Genomic DNA, 18,570 nt, shown 5'->3' on the forward strand with positions numbered 1-18,570 from the left:
TTAACTTGTATAACTTTGGATATTTCTTAGGAAAATGGATTTATTTAATGGATGCCTTAGATGATTTAAAAGATGATTTAGAAAAAGATAATTTTAATCCTATAAACTTTTTATATAATAAAGATAATAAAGATTTAGATACCTTAATTAAAGATATAAACGACCCTATTGAATTTTTTATATTTACATGTAGTTCTTTTTGCAAAGAACACCTTTCTAAACTGCCTATTATTCGTAACAAGGAAATTTTAGATAATATAATAAATTTAGGTGTAGTAAATAAATATCAATCTGTTATTTCTAAATATGAAAAAAAAGAGCAAAGTAGGTAACCCCTACTTTGCTTATTATAAAAAATAATTAAATAATACTATAATTCCATAAAATCTAACAATACAAATTATAACTTCATTGTTACTTTAAATCTCTCTATGTGCATTGCAAGGTATGCAACTTCATCATTTATCATTTCTATTCCTAATTCTTTTTCTATTATCTTTGAAGCATCAATTGCAATACTATATGATAAGGGATATTGCTTTTCTATAGCTCCTGCTAACTCATTAGTAAGCTGAGAATTAGTAATTATTCTTTCAATTGCAAATCTTATATGTGTTATAAATCTTGCATAATCTAGGCTATCTCTGCTTATTTCTTTATCAAGTTTTTTTTCAACATCTTCAATAATTCTATTACTTAAATATCCATATTTAATGGTATTTGATAAATTCCCTTCGTTTCTAGCAGAATGTATATGTAGTGCAATTAAACCAACTTCTCCATCAGGAATATCAACCCCAACTTCCTCACTTATCCTCTTAGAAACATTTTGGGCTAATTTATATTCTTTTTTATAAAGAGTTTTTATTTCTACTAAAAATGGATTATCTGTAACTTCGTTTTTCTTTAATCTTTTTATTGCAAATGATAAATGATCTACTAGGCTTATATGTATATTTTCATTAAGTTCCTCTCCTAGTTCTTTTGTTATTTGAACAATTACTTCTTCGCAAAGAGCAAAGAACTTATTATCTACTCTATGCATTACCTCTTTTAAATTACTCTTATTTTCTTCACTTTCTATAGAAAATATCTTATCTACTTCTATTCCAGCATCAATAGTTTGTCCAAATTTCTTTCCAAATCCAATTCCAATTTTTACAATAATTTTTTCAGTTCCCTTATCCCTAACTAAAATTACATTATTATTAAAAACCTTAGTAATTACAACTTTTTCTTTCAATAAATACCCCATAAAACTCCTCCTATCAAATTTCCCATTACTTTTTTTACTCTATTTAAATGTTTACTTATATCATTTTATAATACACTGCACTTCATGTCAATATTTGTTAGGTAAAGGATTTCTTTTATTATATTTCAATTTATATTAAACAATTCCACAAAACCAAAAATTATCATATTTTTATCCAATAAAGAAAAATAGTGCTATACGCACTATTTTCACATTATTTTACTTATAATGGATTCCATTCCAATAGACATGATCTTTAACTTCTGCAATTTCCGGTAAATTTACACCTTCTAAAGCCCATTTTTTAAATTCCTTATAACCTACTCTATCAACTATATATCCTATATGCTCCTTTCCCATAGGTGCATCCTTTGATATGTATTCTCTTACAAATCTATAAGTATTTTCTATCACCTTTATTACTGTATCTTCATCTGCCCACTTAATAAAATCTTCTGCTAATCTCGGATTCTTCTTTCCAGTTCTCCCCATAATAGCTATTCTATAATATTTTTTCGGACTTCTAACCCAAGCATTATTAGGACAATTCAAAACACATTCCCCACATCCTATACACTTATCATGATCTCTAACTACCTTATAATTTATTCCTTTAAGTGCATTAGTAGAAATATTTTTACACTTCCTTACACAAGCACCACAAGATATACATCTATATGAATTATATTCAGGTAGACACATACCTATAACTCCAATATCATGCATCCTAGCCTTAATACAGTCATTAGGACATCCTGTAAATGCTAACTTAACATGTAAATCATCTGGATAAACTATATTTTCTATCTTTCTTGCTAATTCAGTAGTATTATATTGAGCTTTAGGACAAACTTTATTACCAATGCACGCTGCTATATTTCTAGTTCCTGCTGATGGATACCCTGTTCCTGGAATATCTTGATTAGTTTCCATATTATCTATTATAGGTTGAATGGATTCATTTACTTCTTGCATATATTCCATTGGAATACCCATTATTTCAAAACCTTGTCTTGTAGTAATATGAACTTCTCCATTACCATATTTTTGTGATACATCTGCAACTAACTTTAAAGTATCTGCATGAATAGCTCCTCCTGGAACTCTTACTCTTAATACAGTTTCATATTTATTTTTTGTTATTCTAAAAGCATTTTTCATAACCTTTCTAGTATTTAAATCTCTAACTTGTTTCATTTATATCACTCCTAATCAAATAAGGTTTTTCCAAAAGTAAAATTAAAAACAGGTCCATCCACACAAATATATGTTGAATTCATTTTACAATGACCACATTTCCCAATTCCACAACTCATTTTTCTTTCATAAGAAACCCAAATTTGCTCATCCTTTAAACCTATTTTTTGTAATTCAAGTATTGTAAACTTCATCATCATAGGTGGCCCTACAACTACAGCTACCATGTTGTTAATGTCCTTAACATCTATTTTAGGAATATATTTTGTTACAAGTCCTATTTTTCCGTTGTAACTTTCTTCACCCCTATCAACTGTTAACATTACATTAAATTTACTGCTCCATTTTTCTAGATCCTCTTTGAATAATACATCCTCTGGTGATCTAAATCCACATATTAAAGTTAGCTTTTTACACGCTTCAATATTATTATAAAAATACTCTAAAATCCCTCTTACAGGAGCTAAACCACTTCCACCAGATACTATCACTATTTCCTTTCCCTTATACTCATCTACATTAAATCCATTTCCATATGGTCCTCTAAGTAAAAGCCCATCTCCAACTTCTAATTTAAATATTTCATCAGTAACCTTTCCTACAGCTCTAATAGTAAAATCTAATGCATTTTGACCTATTCCTGAAACTGAAATTGGAGATTCTCCATGCTTAGGCATAGAAATTTCATAAAATTGACCTGGTTTAATATTTTCGCTTTTTTCTTCAATAGTAAACGTCCATTCCTTTTCTGTATGTTTATCTATATTTAATATTTTCGCTAAATGAGATATATACAAGTTATTCATTTTATCGTTCCTCCCCAGCTATGTCTTCAACATACTTTGTAACCTTGTTCATTGCTGTAGAAAGTGATATATACTGAGGACATACATCATCACATCTTCCGCATCCTACACACATTTGTGGCCCAAACCTTTGTGCATAGTCATACATCTTATGTAATGTTCTAAACCTCATTTTATCTCCATTTTTTTCTCTAACGTCGTGCCCCCCAGCCATAGTACTAAAACCTGGCACTTGACATGATGCTCCTACCCTTCTTCTTTCTCCGCTTTTTGGATTTTCTCTACTTATAACATCTTGCATTGTAAAACAAGAACAAGTTGGACATGAAAAATTACATCTTCCACAAGCTATACATCGACCATCATACTCTCTCCAAAACTCTGCTTGCTCCACCTTTAAAGTATTCATCTTTTCAGGTAACTTTACAGTAACTCCATTTGATTCTACAAAATCTATATTAAAATCTGCTTTTTCACCTTTAAATATCTCTTTAAATTCATCATCCTTAATATCAATATAAACGTCCCCCTTATCCACTTTTATTCCCAAGGAGTAATTATCTGTTTTATTTGTGTTAAAGCTTACGCAAAAACAATTTCTAAAGCTTTCCTCACATTCCATAACCACTATTTTTACTTTTTCTCTTAATCTTTTGTAAAAGAAATCAGGTTCCGGTCCATTTTGAAGATAAACTCTATCTATACGATCTAATCCATGAATATCACAAGCTCTCATAAACACTAATATTTTTCTTTCATCTATACTAGCAATTTTATAATTATCTTCATTAAAATAAAATAAAGTTTCTGTTACGGGCATTACAACTTCCTTTGCTGTAAAATGTGATTTTTCTCCAAACTCCACTTCCTTTATGCTATTTATTTCTTCATATCTAATTACATCTGTATCTGAATATGTTCCACTATAAGGTATTTTAACAGGTGCAACTACTTTATAATCATTCTTTATATTATCTAATAGGCTATCAAACTGCTGCACAGACATTTTTACTTTCATACTCTTCCACCTCTCTTATTTTCATATCTTATTTTTGCTAATTTCACATATTATTATTCCTTATTTATACATAAAAAGATAATAAAACAGGGTATATTCTCAAATATACCCTGTTCGCTTATTGCTTTATATTATTGCCCCTTTTTACTTATCTAAATACTTATTACTTTATAGTTCTTAAATTAACTGATACTGGCTTTGATAATTCCCCGTTTGAATACTTACTTACTATTTTAACCCCATAAATAGTATTAGCAGTTAAATTACTTATTATTATTTCAGCCTTATCTGAAGAAATTTCTTCTAATACTTTTCCATCTTTATATATTATATAACTAACTAACCCATTTGGTGAATTAGGTTTTTCCCAAGTTATTTTTGCTGAATTATTTGTTACTTCTTCTAATTTTATATTTTCAACTTTAGATACTACAATTTCTTCTTCTACCTTATCCGTTGCCCCTACTAAATCAAAAATAGTTGAAGATATAAGTTCTCCCATTTCTCCTAATCTCTCTGGTGATATCTTGTCTATAGTATCTTCATAAGTATGGTACCATGGTTCAGTTCCATTATCATTTGTATTAGGTATTACCCAAATAAATGTAACTTCATCTATTCCTGCATTATGGAAGGATACATGGTCTGATCCACCATATTTACTTACAAAATAATGATCCTTACCTAAATTTCTACCTGCATTTAAAACTGCATCAGTTACCTTATGAGTTGACCCATCTACTGTTTCTATCGCTAATTGAGTACACTCTTCATAGTTAGTTCCTATCATATCCATATTCATGTTTCCAATAGTCTTTTCTTTTTCTTCAGATGTTAAATTGTCTACATAATATTTTGATCCTTTAAGCCCTATTTCCTCTGCACCAAATGCTACAAATTTTATATCAGCCTTAGTATCATAATCTACAAATAGCTTTGCTAGTTCCATTAGCATCGCAGCTCCTGATGCATTATCATTGGCCCCAGGTGAACCAGCAACTGAATCATAATGTGCTGTTACATGTAAAACTTCTGGATTTTCTATCCCTGTTGCTTTTTTAGTTGCAATTACATTCCAAGTTTTATCATATATAGTTTCACCAACAGAACAAATTATATCTTCCCCTGAAGTTTCTAAATCGCTTACTAAAGCTTCTCCATCTACCTTTGGTATTAATACTACTGGTACAGGGCATTTATAACTTCCTAAAGACACTCTAAAGCTTCCATCTTTATCATTATATATAGCTATAGCCTTAGCTCCTTTATTTACGGAATTTTTTATTGCATCAACCACAGATGAACTATTTTTTATTATAGCTATATTATCGCTAACTTCATCTTTAGTTTGGTCTATACTACCAGTTTCACAGTTTACTGCCTTTCCTTCTACAAAGCCTTCCCCAAAGGTCCCTACAGTTCTATACCCCATTATATTGTAGTCTTCACTACTAGCTACTTTCACTGTACCTCTTTTATTTACTATAGGTACTTCTTGAACTTCAACATCATAACCAAGTCCTTTAAAATAGTTATAAATATAATCTGCAGATTCTTTTTCTTTTTCTGATCCTGCAAATCTTTCACCTATTCCTTCGCTAAAATAAGATATATTACTCATAACCTCATTAACATTTAATTTTTCTGAAATTGATTTTTTTTGTTCTATATACTGTTCAGTAGCATTTACCTTTTCAGCATAACTTACGCTAGAAATTACTAAACTTAATGCTATTGCAGCAGATAATATCTTTTTGATCACCTTCATACTTATATCCCCCTTATAAATTATTACTTTATTAACATTTATTTCTATATTAATAATTATACATTCTTTTTTGTATAAATCAAGCTTTTTTTAATAAATATACATAAAAATGTATATTTATTACTTTGTTATTATTTTGTTAAGTGTAATATTCTTTTAAATTAAGCTATATAAATACACTAATATATTTTATCAATATAATTTTTTATATAAAAAAAGGTTAAAAGTAACTTATATTACTTTTAACCTTAAGAATTTATCTAATTTAAACTACATCTAAATAATATTACTTATTCACTTTATTAAAGTAAAAAAAGGTAACCTAACGGTTACCTTTGATATTACTTGTTTATTTGAGCTTTAGCAACTGCTACTAAATCTGCAAATGCTTTTGGATCGTTTATAGCTATTTCTGATAACATTTTTCTGTTCATATCGATTCCAGCTAATTTCATTCCATTCATGAATCTTGAGTATGAAAGACCATTGATTCTTGTAGCTGCATTTATTCTAGCTATCCAAAGTCTTCTGTAATCTCTCTTCTTTAATCTTCTACCTACGTAAGCATTTCTTAAAGCTCTGATTACTGTTTCGTTAGCAGTTCTGAATAATCTGCTCTTTCCACCGTAGTATCCTTTTGCAAGCTTTAATACTTTTTTATGATTCTTACGGCTGTTAACCGCTCTTTTAACTCTTGCCATGTTTCAATTCCTCCTAAGTGTTTTTTATAGATATGGTAATAATTTCTTCATTGCTTTTTCTTGAGTAGTTGAAACATAAGCAGCTTTTCTTAAGTTTCTTTTTCTCTTAGCACTTTTCTTTGTTAAGATATGGCTCTTGAAAGCTTTAGCTCTCTTAAGTTTACCTGTACCTGTTTTTCTAAATCTTTTTGCTGCACCTTTGTGCGTCTTCATTTTTGGCATAATAAAAATCTCCTCTCAAGTTATGCTTTTTTAGGGCCTACCATTAGTGTCATGTTTCTGCCTTCTTGCTTAGGTTGCTTTTCTACAACACAAACATCTTCAAGCTTTGAAACAAAGATTTGTAGGATTTTTAATCCCATATGACCTAACTGTGCTTCTCTACCTTTAAATCTAACGGTAATTTTAACCTTATCCCCATCTAATAGGAACTTTCTTGCATTTTTAGCTTTAATTAAGATGTCGTTCTCTTCAATATTAAGACTACATCTAATTTCCTTAATTACTGTTACCTTTTGGTTCTTTTTAGCTTCTTTTTCTTTTTTTGATTGCTCATAGACATATTTCCCTAAGTCCATAATTCTACAAACTGGCGGGTTAGCTGATGGAGAAATCATAACTAAATCTAGTTCCTTCTCATCTGCCATTCTTTGAGCCTCTATAGTAGAAATTACTCCTAATTGACTTCCATCATCAGCAATAACTCTTACTTCCTTATCTCTAATATCTTCGTTACATATAAACTTCTTGCTAATATGTTCCACCTCCAAAGTGATTTTACAATATATTATAATAATAAAAAAAAGGATGACCTAAGTCATCCATCTTGTCATACTTATCTAAATAATAATTTAGCAATACTCTAACAAAATTACCTTACTAAGTATTCTACCGTAAGGTGGGAATGACTGTTTCCACTTGATAATTATTTACTTTACTTTAGTCATTTTATCACTAGATTTTTATAATGTCAAATGTTAATATACGGAATTCATTAAAAAATATTATTATAATATAATCTTTTTTCAAACTGCGTATATTTAGTTAAAATTATTCCCACTTTAACCTCTTTATATAACAAAAACTCTCAAAATTCTAGATATATTTATAATTCTATTTTGTTTCTATCTTTACTCTTGTTAATAATATAAACCCTATAAATAGCACTATTCCTGATGCTAAAAATGGCAATTTCGCACCAAAATCAAATATTGCACCTGCAAATAATGATCCTATAACCATACCAACTGCTTTCGCTGAATTTTGCAATCCCATTAATGCTCCATAATTATCTTTAGATAACTTTGTAACTATATTTTGTTGAATAGGAATATAAATACTACATACTGAAACAAATATTATAATAAAGAAGAAAAATAATATTATATTAGGAATAAGTGCCACAATTGTTATAACTATAGATAATATTAAAGTAATGTATTTAAAAATATCTTCACTTTCAAATTTCTTTCCTATATATGGAGTTATTAATATATTAGCTAAAAATCCAATTATACCCGCTATAGAAATAAATACTCCATTAAATGTAGGAGGTAAATTTAGAACTGACTCTATATAAAAGTTTATTGTTGAATTATAACTTGTAGATGCAAAGTAAAACATCACTACCATAAGCATAATGAATGTTAAATTTCTATTTAATATACTTCCATATTTTTTAAATGAAAATGATGTTAATTTTAATTTTATCTTTTCTTTTTTCTTTTCTATGGTTTCACCTAACATAAAATATAATGCAAAACATAATATAGCTGATAAAATAAATTGCCATAAGAAAGTTATCTTATAATTATTATTTCCAATAACACCTCCAAGTAAAGCCCCTAATGCTCCACCAAAGGTTGTTGCACCTGCATAATATGACATATATTTAATTCTATTTTCTGAATTTGTTATATCAGTTAAATAAGCTAATGCTACAGTTAAATAACTAGTTACAAAAGCTCCACCTAAAACCCTAAATACTACTATTAAAAATGTATTTTCAATAAATCCGAATCCTAATTGACTTACTCCATACCCTAATAATCCTATTATTAAAAATCTTATTCTCCCTTTACTATCTGACAATCCACCCCATATAGGCGAAAAGAAAAAGTTTCCTAATGACATCGATGCAAAAAATATTCCAAACATAATTGATGGTAATCCTAAACTTTTAATTAAAACTGGAGTAACAGGATGTGCCATATTTAATACTATTGATATTAAAAATGTTAATATCAATAAATAGTTCATTGATTTTTTCTTCATAAATACCTCCTCCTCATATGTTATTAAAATAAACTAATAATAATTATTAATTAATCTACTTTATAATATATTAAAAAATAGATACTTACAATAATTAGCAAGTATCTATTTATATATTTTATATATCTAATAAGTTATCCTCTTTTAATAGCCTTAATAATGTTGGCTTTAAATTAAATTGATTTATTAAGTTCTCAACTTCTTTTATAGATGCTTTTCTCTTACTTTCTGATATATTTGACTTTGATGCTCTAATTAATATATTTTTAGGTGAATGAGAAATATCTATAAACTCTAGCAATTGTGTTTTATATCCTACACATTCTAAAAGATTTGCTCTTACTGAATCTGTCATTAAGGCAGCAACTCTTTCTTGAACTATTCCATATTTAGTTAATATTGATAAATCTTCTGTTTTTATTTGACTATTAAACTCATGTTGACAACAAGGAACTGAAAATATCATTTTACTATTCCACTTTATTGCATTATATAATGCATAATCCGTTGCTGTATCACAAGCATGTAATGTAATTACCATATCTACTTTATTATTATACTTAAATCCATTTATGTCTCCTAATTCAAAGCTAAGATTCTTATAATTATATCTTTTCGCTATTTCATTACACTTTTTAATTACATCTTCCTTTAAATCTAAACCTATCATATTTACCTTTATCTTTTTAATTTCTACGAAGTAGTAGTAAAGAACAAATGTTAAATATGATTTTCCACATCCAAAATCTAAAATAGTAAGTTCTTTAGATTCTACCTTTTTTATTTCATCATCTATAATTTCTATAAATCTATTTATTTGCTTATACTTATCATATTTTGAATTAATAACTTTACCTTCTTTAGTAAATACACCTAAATCAATAAGTGGTTCTATTATCATTCCTTCTTTTAAGATATAATTCTTTTCTTTATTATGTCCCTTATTTACAATCTTTGAATTATCACTTTTTTTCTTTCCTAAAAATACCTTTCCTTTTTTTGATATTTTCAAATCAAATGTAACTTCTTTTGACCAAGCAGATAATTGCTTATAATTTGAATTTATGTACTCTAAAAGTTTTTTTGATAATTCATTTATTTCTATATTTTCATGAAAGGCTTGCTTTTCTGTGTACTTTTCTATTTGATAATACTTCTTTTTCTTATTTTCCTTTAACTCAAAAGTAATTTTATTATATTTAACATCTTTATTCATTTTATTACTAATAACAACTTTAATAACTTCTTCTTTAACAATATCCTCAATTGCTTTTTTTAAATCTTCCATTTTGCACATCCTATTTATTTTTTATTCTTAAAAATCTATATTTTACTTAATGTTTATTTTATCATTTTTTTCCTAAACTACAATCTTTAATAATACTATATTTTAAATTTAATCAATATCTATTTTTTCTATTTTAATTTTTTCATCCTTTATAGTTATTATCCCCATAGTCAATGGTAGGGAAAATCTCTTTTTCCCGCAGCTTCCAGGGTTGAAAAATATTATATCTCCCTCATTTTCTAAAGAATATTTATGAGAGTGACCATAAATTACAACATCCACATTATCCACGTACCTTGGGAGTCTTTTTATTTCATGAATTATAAATATGCTTTTCCCACCTATATTAATCTTTTCTCTTTCATTAAGAGACTTTGTCCAATCTTCTAAATCATTATTTCCTTTTACTGCTATTGTAACAGCTATTTCTTGTAACTTTTTTATTATATCCTCGGAACCTATATCTCCTGCATGAATTATGTAATCACAACCTGATAACCTATCTATAACATCATCTCTTAGTACACCATGAGTATCTGAAATTACTCCTATAATCATAAGTTTCATCTCCTTAAATATAAATATTTTATTACTTTTAAATATACCATATTTATATTTTGCAAAAAATATTAAGATTTATTACTTTATATTTTTACATATAAAAAAAGAATGTTAGTAATTCTTCTAACATTCTTTTTCTTATATAAAATGCAGTGACAATATAACAAATGTTATACATTTGTTATAGTATTATGATATACTGTAAAAAAATATATCAAATACAAATTAATTATAACAAAATTATAACATTTACTACAATGAACAATTTTAATAAAATTGTCTATTTTATGGAGAGAATTTATGACTGAAAAAATATATAGATTATCAGATACGCGTGATAACTTACAGTTTGCATTTTGGGAACTATATAAATTAAAGCCAATAGAAAAAATATCTGTAAAAGAAATAACAACTAAGGCCGGCTATACAAGAGGAACATTTTATCTTTATTTTGATGATGTATATGATATGTTAAATAAAATTAAAGATAGGTTCTTAGTTTTAATTGAAAAATTTACTATATCTATGTTAAATATGACTTTTAAAAATAAGAAGCCTCTTCAAGAAGATTATCGTCTCTTTAATCTTGTAAAAAAACATCTAAATGATTTTCATTTTTTACTTTTAGAAAATGGAGATATAGAATTTCAAAAGAGATATTTTGATGTTTTAGCAACTCACTTTTCCAAACAAGTTAATACATCAGAAATTTCTAAAAACCTAATATATTTTTATGTTTCTGGCCAAATGGGCTTTATAATATTATATCTTTCTAATAATTCTTCTTGTACATTAGATGAGTTAATTAGAGATTTGAAACTCGCAATTAATTACAAAATATAAAATACCTAATGGTTAAATTTCATCATATGTATGCTGAATTATCCATTAGGTATTTTTTATTTAATACTACTTTTTAGTTCTCTCATTAATTGACTTTGGTTTAGATTCCTTCTTATTTGAATATTTAGCTACTATCTTAAATCCATAAATAGTATTTGATTTTAAATTATCTACAATATATTCTTTTTCATTAGCCTCTATAGTATCAATTAATTTACCATCCTTATAAATTATATATTCTGATAGTCCTACTGTTTCTTTAGGGGACTTCCATTGTAAAGTTATACTCTCATCAGTGATATTAATGCTTTTTAACTGTTCTACTTTACCTACAATTATATCTTCTGGTACTTTTTCTTCTAGTTCCATATTAAATTTAACTTCTATTGCAGATCCATTTTGGTTAGCTGTATTTACTTTAAACTTAACTAACGCATTTGTATCTTCTATTAAACTAACATCATTTCCTTCTATAATATTTAATGATTTTAATCCTTCAACAGGTAACTTAGTTTTATCAATAGAAACTATAATCCCTTCTTCATTTAACATAGTTGGATCTGAAACTGCTACTGTTAAAGTATCTTCTTCAACTTTTACCATTACAGATGATTTTTTGTCTACAGTTATATACTCAATATTTTTTTCACTATCTGTAAAGCTATTAAATGATGTAATATTTAAACCTTTATGCTTTACAGCTTGAAGTTCTTTTGTGTTACTTAATATTTCTACTTGTGGATTACTATTATAAGCTTGAACTTCATCATTTGTCTTATTTGGAAGAATTACATATTCATAACTATCATTTTCTGGATTTACTCCATGGTCTACCCACATTTCTAAATAATTATTTTTTATTTCCTTAGGCTGACCATTTTTAACTGGCCCACTTGAACCTATTGATTGCCAAGTACTTGTATTTTCAACATTTCTAAAGTTTAATTCAGCTTTGTTAGGGAAGTAATATCCTATAGATGTTCCCCCTTGATTCCCCTCTACAAATATAGTTTTTACATCCTCTAAAACTTCCTTATCTTCTGTTGGCTTAGGATCTAAAACAATATTTTGACTAATCTTATTAAAGTTAGCTTCTTGCCCATTTATAGTAATATTATTTGAATTGTCATTTTTAAGCTTTATATTGTCTACTATAGTTTCTATTGTTCTTCCATCTGTACTATTTATTCCAGCACCTAATGCAACTATTTCATCATCAAACATAAACCATGACTTTGTTGCTTCAAGTGATAATCTATCCATTTCTCCAGTAGAAGTATTTAATATCCCCCTAGGTCCTATTTGTCTATATTCCATACCATTAGCTCCATAGTTACCTAATTGAACTCCACCTATCCAATCTTTATCTAAATTAGATTTATTTCCTTTTCCATCTTCCATAGTTATTGTATCTACTGTTGTTCCTGGTAATCTATAAGGATTTATAGTTGGCCAATAATCTTTATAATATCCTAAATCATCATTATAAAGATAAGTCATACCACTACTTGTATGCCATGCTCTTTTATTCTCTCCATTCATTGATTCAAAGTTTGCAATTCTTTTTGAGAACATAGATATTCCAAATAAATAGTCTTTTCTTGAATGAACTACTCTATCTTGTAATGGTGTAAATAAGTGATATTCTTCATTTACTTTTCCTTCAATATCACCGCTTAATAAACTATTTAAATCATTTACTAATGATATTGGATATTGTCTATAATCAAGCTTTGCTATTGACTCCATATGGTCTGAATAAGTATTAAGTTCAATCATTCCCTTAACAAAAGAATATAATTCATTTTTTTCTACTTCATCATCTATTACTCTTGCAACCATCATAATAGTATTTAATGCAGTTTTACCTGAACCATCATCTGAAGAATCATATCTACTTATTGCTCGTCCTCTAGTCATATCAAGCATAGCACCCTTATATATATAAGGAATAAGAGAATTATCTACAAATTCTTTTAATATAGTTAATTTTTCCTTAGAAACTTCCCAAGGTGAATTTTTAAGCATCTCAACAACAGTTGGTGCTCCTGTTAAAAATACACATCCATATGTGCCTATATAAGGTATAGCTCCTAATCCAGTCTCACTTTTATGCTGTATAAATGAAGCATCTGTATAGAAACCATCACCTTCTGTTGTATATTCAAATAAGCTTTCTATTGCATCTCTTGCCATTAACAATTGATCATAATCCTCAACTAAAGAACCTAAAACAGCAGCTATTTTAGAACAATCTGATCTATTTGCTCCTGTTGTAACCTTATATGCCTTATTAGTAGGATTTAACTCTCTAAAGCAGTTATTAAATGGATCTGGTTGATAGAAGTAAATTGGCGCCATATATTTTTTCATAGTTTCCATATCTATTTCATCATGTAATAACACACCTATATTTGTTAATGCTAACGGTGTTCCTATTTCCCAATTCCACCAGTTTCCATACTCAATATTTAAGTTTTCATTATACTTATTGTTATACATCCACTCAACTGCATCAAGTATATCTGATAACATTTCCTTATTTCCTTGTAATGGACTATTTTCCATATGATAAGCTCTAAGCATAGTTTCTATTCTTCTATACCCAGTAGTAATTGCATCTGATATTTTTATATCCGTATTTTTCTGATCTAATCCTTGAGCCTCTATAGATGAATCTGAAATATCATCCCATACATGCTCCCTATTTTCCTTATCCTTATTCATGCTTGTCCAGAATTTTTCAGCATCATTGAATATCTTATCAACAAGCCCCTTAGTGTTCTCATCATTATAATCATAATCTCCACCAGTTAAATCATATAAATATCTATCTCTTATTTTGTCGTATTCACTAGATTCTATTTCTGGCGGATTTACTATATGTCTTACCTTAACAGTTGTACTAGCAACCTTATTACCGTCTTGAGTCTTTGCTACTATTTTTACATCTCCCCAATTTACACCTGTTAAAACTCCATTTGAATCTACCTTTAACTTCCTATCATCTTCAGTACTCCAAACTATATTTTTGTTAGTTGCATTTTCAGGAACAAATTCAACTAATTCTTCTACATTTAATGTACTTCCCTTTTGAACTGATAAATTATCAGGTAATATTATCTCTTCAACATTTACCACCTCATCAACTGTAACATTACAAATTGTGCTTACTTTACCATCTAATGAAGAAACTCTAATTTCAGCAGTACCTTTATTTTCTCCTGAAGTAACGACTCCATAATTATCTACTGATACTATGCTTTCATCACTACTTTCATAAATTAATTCACCTGCTGTAATTTGTGGTATAACAACTTTTTGAAGCTCCATTGAAGTATTAGGATTCATAACTAAATCCTTAACTTTTATTTCTTCTATATCAATATAATCATATATTTTAAAGTTATCTACTAAAACTTCTCCTGTCGCTACAGATGCATGTCCAGCTTGAGTTATCCTAAGTTCTGTTACGGCATCCCATGAACGAACATCAAATATCCTTGAGTCTAATAATTTATTATTTAAGTATATTTCTATTTCATTAGTTTTCGGATTAACTATAAACTTTACATTATACCACTTATTAACATCATACTTTTCCTTTGATATAGTTCCTAACACTTGTGTTCCATAAGCCTTTGTATAGTTTGAAAGTACTATTGATCCATCTTTCTTAAACACTATTTCATACATATCCGAATCTGCTGAGTTTAACTTTATAGATACCTTTCTTTCTAAGTTTTTATCTGTAAAGTTTAAATCACTTTCGAATACTAACTTATTTTTTAATGTAACACTTGGCTTAGATATGTAAATTCCAGCATTATTATTATTTGTATTAATCAAAGCTAAGCTTTTTCTTTTAAATTCATCAACGCTCTTATTTTCAAAATAAGAATCATTATTTCCATTATATAACCAATAAACGTTTCCAAAGCTATCTGTAAAAGATGCCTTATCTGTTATTTTCCCTTCAAAATTTTCAAAATCACTATTTACGTACACGCCAACCGGAGCTGCTAAAACCGGTTTACCTTTGAATAAATTATTAGGTAAAAAATTTGTTGTTAGTAATAAACTTAGAGATAGAGCTATTATTTGCTTAATCTTTTTTTTCTTCATCATTTCCCCCTATATATTCAATAATTTTTTTTACTATTATATAATAAACCATATTCTTATTTTTGTAAACCGTTTCACTACCTTTTTTTATTAACTATATAAATAATTTTCCATATACTAAATGAAGGAGGTGATTCAATGTCCAACTTTAAACCTTATTATGGTTACGTTAAATATTATTATAAAGAAAAATTTAATAAGATAAAATATGTTAATTCTAGTTATCCATCAATTTTAGATTCCAAATCTTTAGAAGGAAAATCTAATTGTAGATCTATTAATTCACATAACAATAAATGTCATGAAAAATGTTTAATCCCTACTGGTATTCTTTTAGAAATCTATAATAATTCTTTAATATTAGAAAATAATCAAGCAATTCCCTTTAATCTTGAAAAAGTAAATACTGATAAAAGAAATTTAATTTTTGATGCATACAACAATACATTAATACTCGTAAGGCCTGGATTATATGTATTTGATTGGTGGATAGGTGTCGAAGGTTCTAATTCTAATAGACAATTAAAAATTGATATTGAAACTACAAATTCACGTGGTAAAAAAGACTCCTTTCCTACAACTCATCCTATCATAATTACTGGCTTATTCTATGGTCAAGGTCTAGTTACAACAAATGAACCACTTAGTGTTAGGCTAATTAACTCTTCTAATGCTTCTATGAGCTTATCAAACCATACCGATATGCAAGGTAGTTTAAAAGTTGTAGCATTTTACAGTTAAATTACTTTATATAATACTTTAATATTCTCTTTTTCATTATCTACTATATATTAAATTTCACTTTTAATATATTAGCTTAATAAATTGTAATTATCATCTATACCTTGGACAAATAACACCTACATGACATAATATGCATTGAGGTGATTGAAATGAGTAAAATAAATTTTGCTGATATTCTTCAAGTAGAGCTGAATTCAGCGCTTTCAACTATAGAAACACTTATTGATGTTCAAAGTTCTGTAAAGTTTAATAATTCTTTTATATCTAGTTCAAATGATATAACTTTTGATAAAGCCACAGGAATTTTTAGAATTGATAAAAGAGGTAGATATCTTGTTAATTGGTGGATTGCACCTATGAGTTCTACCACTCCTAGTAGTAATATATCATTTTCTATAAAAGGCACCTTTGTTAATGCTCTAAACTTTATTACCTTTCCAACAAATACGTCATCAGATGCATCTCAAGTCGTTGGTAATGCCGTTCTTGATTTAACTGAACCTTGGGGCGAGTTCCCATTTGAATTTTCATTAATAAATACTGGCCAAACCCCAGTCTCTCTTAACAAAAATCTTGAAATAATATCTGGTTTATCTTTAGTTGAGCTTTCTTCTTTATCCACTTCATCATCCAATTCTATTGGACTACCCGATATTCTTCAACTAGAAGTTAACTCTGATTTCAAACCAATTCCTAAGCCAGTTGATTTTTGTGATCCAGTAATATTTAACAATGAAATTATCTCCTATGCTTCTTCAATTTCTTACAATAAGTTAAATGGACTTTTTACAATAAGCAAACCTGGAAGATATTTTATAAATTGGTGGATTGCAACTCAAACAGTTTTAGGTCACTCTGCTGTAGGATTAGCTATTATAGGAAAGCATGTTAATGATTCTGATTTTATAGTAATACGCTCAACTACTGCAATTAAAACTGGACAAATTTCTGGAACCGCTATACTGGATGTGCAAGAAGGAAAATTCCCTTATGAATTTTCTTTAATAAACATTACTGGAATATATGAATTATATGGTGAAAATGATGAAAGCTTATCACCATGGCAGCCTCCTTCAAATGTAGATGATGATGTAAAATCAAAGTATGCAATTTTATATGCTGAATATACTAAAATTAAAGCAGGTATATCAATAGTCGAACTTGCTTTACAAGGTCCAAGTGGTGAGACAGGTGAAAAAGGTGATACTGGTTCTACCGGCGCTACTGGTCCTACTGGCGAAAAAGGGGATATTGGTTCTACCGGTTCTACTGGCCCTACTGGTGAAAAAGGTGATGTTGGTTCTACCGGCGCTACTGGCGAAAAAGGAGATATTGGTTTAACCGGTTCTACTGGTCCTACTGGTGAAAAAGGGGATATTGGTTCTACCGGCGCTACTGGTCCTACTGGCGAAAAAGGTGATGTTGGTTCTACCGGCGCTACTGGCCCTACTGGTGAAAAAGGTGATGTTGGTTCTACCGGCGCTACTGGCCCTACTGGTGAAAAAGGTGACATTGGTTTAACCGGTTCTACTGGCTCTACTGGTGAAAAAGGTGACTCTGGAATAACTAACGGCCTAGTTTTAATAACAGAAGGAATAAAGACTGAAATTAATAAAAACTCTGCAATACCACTTAATTTTCTAAGATTAAATACTGATTATGAAAACATGATTTATAATAGCTCAACTTCATCAGTAAAATTCTTAAAACCTGGATTATATGCTTTTGATTGGTGGTTAGCTATAGAAGGTTCAAATGCAACTGGCCCTATTATAATTTCCTTAGAAATAGTAGATTTTTATGGTAATGTTAGCTATAGAGATTCAAGCTATCCTATGATAATGTCCGGATTGGTTTATGGTCATAATTTAATAGTTACTAGCACAGAATCTGAAGTGCGACTAATAAACAACTCTGCTGGAAGCATTAAATTATCTGAATATACCCCAGTACAATCTAATATTAGAGTACTAGCAAACTATTATTAAAA

16 protein-coding genes are annotated in these 18,570 nt (G+C 28.4%); 4 read left to right on the forward strand and 12 right to left on the reverse strand.

Annotation, left to right across the window (positions count from 1 at the left end; translation table 11 throughout):
• The coding region (locus ACRDBA_RS17215) for a DUF5685 family protein (RefSeq protein WP_438574162.1) at nt 1-332 on the forward strand (332 nt) is incomplete at its 5' end.
• A gap of 68 nt (nt 333-400) precedes the next feature.
• Here ACRDBA_RS17215 and ACRDBA_RS17220 read toward each other — a convergent pair.
• The 11 genes from ACRDBA_RS17220 to ACRDBA_RS17270 all read right to left on the reverse strand — a co-directional run bounded on the left by ACRDBA_RS17220 (nt 401) and on the right by ACRDBA_RS17270 (nt 10,865).
• Nucleotides 401-1,255 carry a PRD domain-containing protein gene (locus ACRDBA_RS17220; RefSeq protein ID WP_438574163.1) on the reverse strand — a complete coding sequence of 285 codons (855 nt, stop codon included), beginning with the start codon at nt 1,253-1,255 and terminating at the stop codon, nt 401-403.
• 219 nt (nt 1,256-1,474) lie between these two features.
• Nucleotides 1,475-2,452, reverse strand: coding sequence for a sulfite reductase subunit C (gene asrC, locus ACRDBA_RS17225; RefSeq protein ID WP_438574164.1), 978 nt, complete (start codon nt 2,450-2,452; stop codon nt 1,475-1,477).
• Between the two features lie 11 nt (nt 2,453-2,463).
• Nucleotides 2,464-3,258: an anaerobic sulfite reductase subunit AsrB gene (gene asrB, locus ACRDBA_RS17230; RefSeq protein ID WP_438574165.1), complete on the reverse strand. Its 795-nt coding sequence runs from the start codon at nt 3,256-3,258 to the stop codon at nt 2,464-2,466.
• A 1-nt stretch (nt 3,259) separates the two neighbouring features.
• Complete coding sequence (asrA, locus tag ACRDBA_RS17235; RefSeq protein WP_438574166.1) at nt 3,260-4,276, reverse strand: anaerobic sulfite reductase subunit AsrA; 1,017 nt, start codon at nt 4,274-4,276, stop codon at nt 3,260-3,262.
• Between the two features lie 163 nt (nt 4,277-4,439).
• Nucleotides 4,440-6,044 carry a M20/M25/M40 family metallo-hydrolase gene (locus tag ACRDBA_RS17240; RefSeq protein ID WP_438574167.1) on the reverse strand — a complete coding sequence of 535 codons (1,605 nt, stop codon included), beginning with the start codon at nt 6,042-6,044 and terminating at the stop codon, nt 4,440-4,442.
• A gap of 341 nt (nt 6,045-6,385) precedes the next feature.
• On the reverse strand, nt 6,386-6,745 hold the full coding sequence (gene rplT, locus ACRDBA_RS17245) for a 50S ribosomal protein L20 (protein WP_438574168.1): 360 nt from the start codon (nt 6,743-6,745) through the stop codon (nt 6,386-6,388).
• Between the two features lie 24 nt (nt 6,746-6,769).
• Nucleotides 6,770-6,967, reverse strand: coding sequence for a 50S ribosomal protein L35 (gene rpmI, locus ACRDBA_RS17250; RefSeq protein ID WP_438574169.1), 198 nt, complete (start codon nt 6,965-6,967; stop codon nt 6,770-6,772).
• 20 nt (nt 6,968-6,987) lie between these two features.
• A complete protein-coding gene (infC, locus tag ACRDBA_RS17255) occupies nt 6,988-7,509 on the reverse strand; it encodes a translation initiation factor IF-3 (protein WP_438574203.1) in 522 nt (173 codons plus the stop codon).
• Nucleotides 7,510-7,858: 349 nt separating this feature from the next.
• Nucleotides 7,859-9,019, reverse strand: a complete 1,161-nt coding sequence (locus tag ACRDBA_RS17260) for an MFS transporter (RefSeq protein WP_438574170.1) — start codon at nt 9,017-9,019, stop codon at nt 7,859-7,861.
• A gap of 118 nt (nt 9,020-9,137) precedes the next feature.
• Nucleotides 9,138-10,307 (reverse strand): class I SAM-dependent methyltransferase, encoded by a 1,170-nt coding sequence (locus ACRDBA_RS17265; RefSeq protein ID WP_438574171.1) that lies wholly within the window; start codon nt 10,305-10,307, stop codon nt 9,138-9,140.
• A 108-nt stretch (nt 10,308-10,415) separates the two neighbouring features.
• Nucleotides 10,416-10,865, reverse strand: coding sequence for a metallophosphoesterase family protein (locus tag ACRDBA_RS17270; RefSeq protein WP_438574172.1), 450 nt, complete (start codon nt 10,863-10,865; stop codon nt 10,416-10,418).
• 303 nt (nt 10,866-11,168) lie between these two features.
• Here ACRDBA_RS17270 and ACRDBA_RS17275 point away from each other — a divergent pair, with 303 nt between their 5' ends.
• Nucleotides 11,169-11,711 (forward strand): TetR/AcrR family transcriptional regulator, encoded by a 543-nt coding sequence (locus tag ACRDBA_RS17275; RefSeq protein ID WP_438574173.1) that lies wholly within the window; start codon nt 11,169-11,171, stop codon nt 11,709-11,711.
• 66 nt (nt 11,712-11,777) lie between these two features.
• Here ACRDBA_RS17275 and ACRDBA_RS17280 read toward each other — a convergent pair whose 3' ends face one another.
• Complete coding sequence (locus tag ACRDBA_RS17280) at nt 11,778-15,836, reverse strand: polysaccharide lyase family 8 super-sandwich domain-containing protein (RefSeq protein WP_438574174.1); 4,059 nt, start codon at nt 15,834-15,836, stop codon at nt 11,778-11,780.
• Nucleotides 15,837-15,974: 138 nt separating this feature from the next.
• Between ACRDBA_RS17280 and ACRDBA_RS17285 the strand changes: the two genes are divergently transcribed.
• A complete protein-coding gene (locus ACRDBA_RS17285; RefSeq protein ID WP_438574175.1) occupies nt 15,975-16,577 on the forward strand; it encodes a hypothetical protein in 603 nt (200 codons plus the stop codon).
• Nucleotides 16,578-16,729: 152 nt separating this feature from the next.
• Nucleotides 16,730-18,568: a hypothetical protein gene (locus ACRDBA_RS17290; RefSeq protein WP_438574176.1), complete on the forward strand. Its 1,839-nt coding sequence runs from the start codon at nt 16,730-16,732 to the stop codon at nt 18,566-18,568.
• Nucleotides 18,569-18,570 lie beyond the last annotated feature (2 nt).

The sequence above is a fragment of the Clostridium sp. genome (genome assembly GCF_051654825.1).
GTDB lineage: Bacteria > Bacillota > Clostridia > Clostridiales > Clostridiaceae > Clostridium.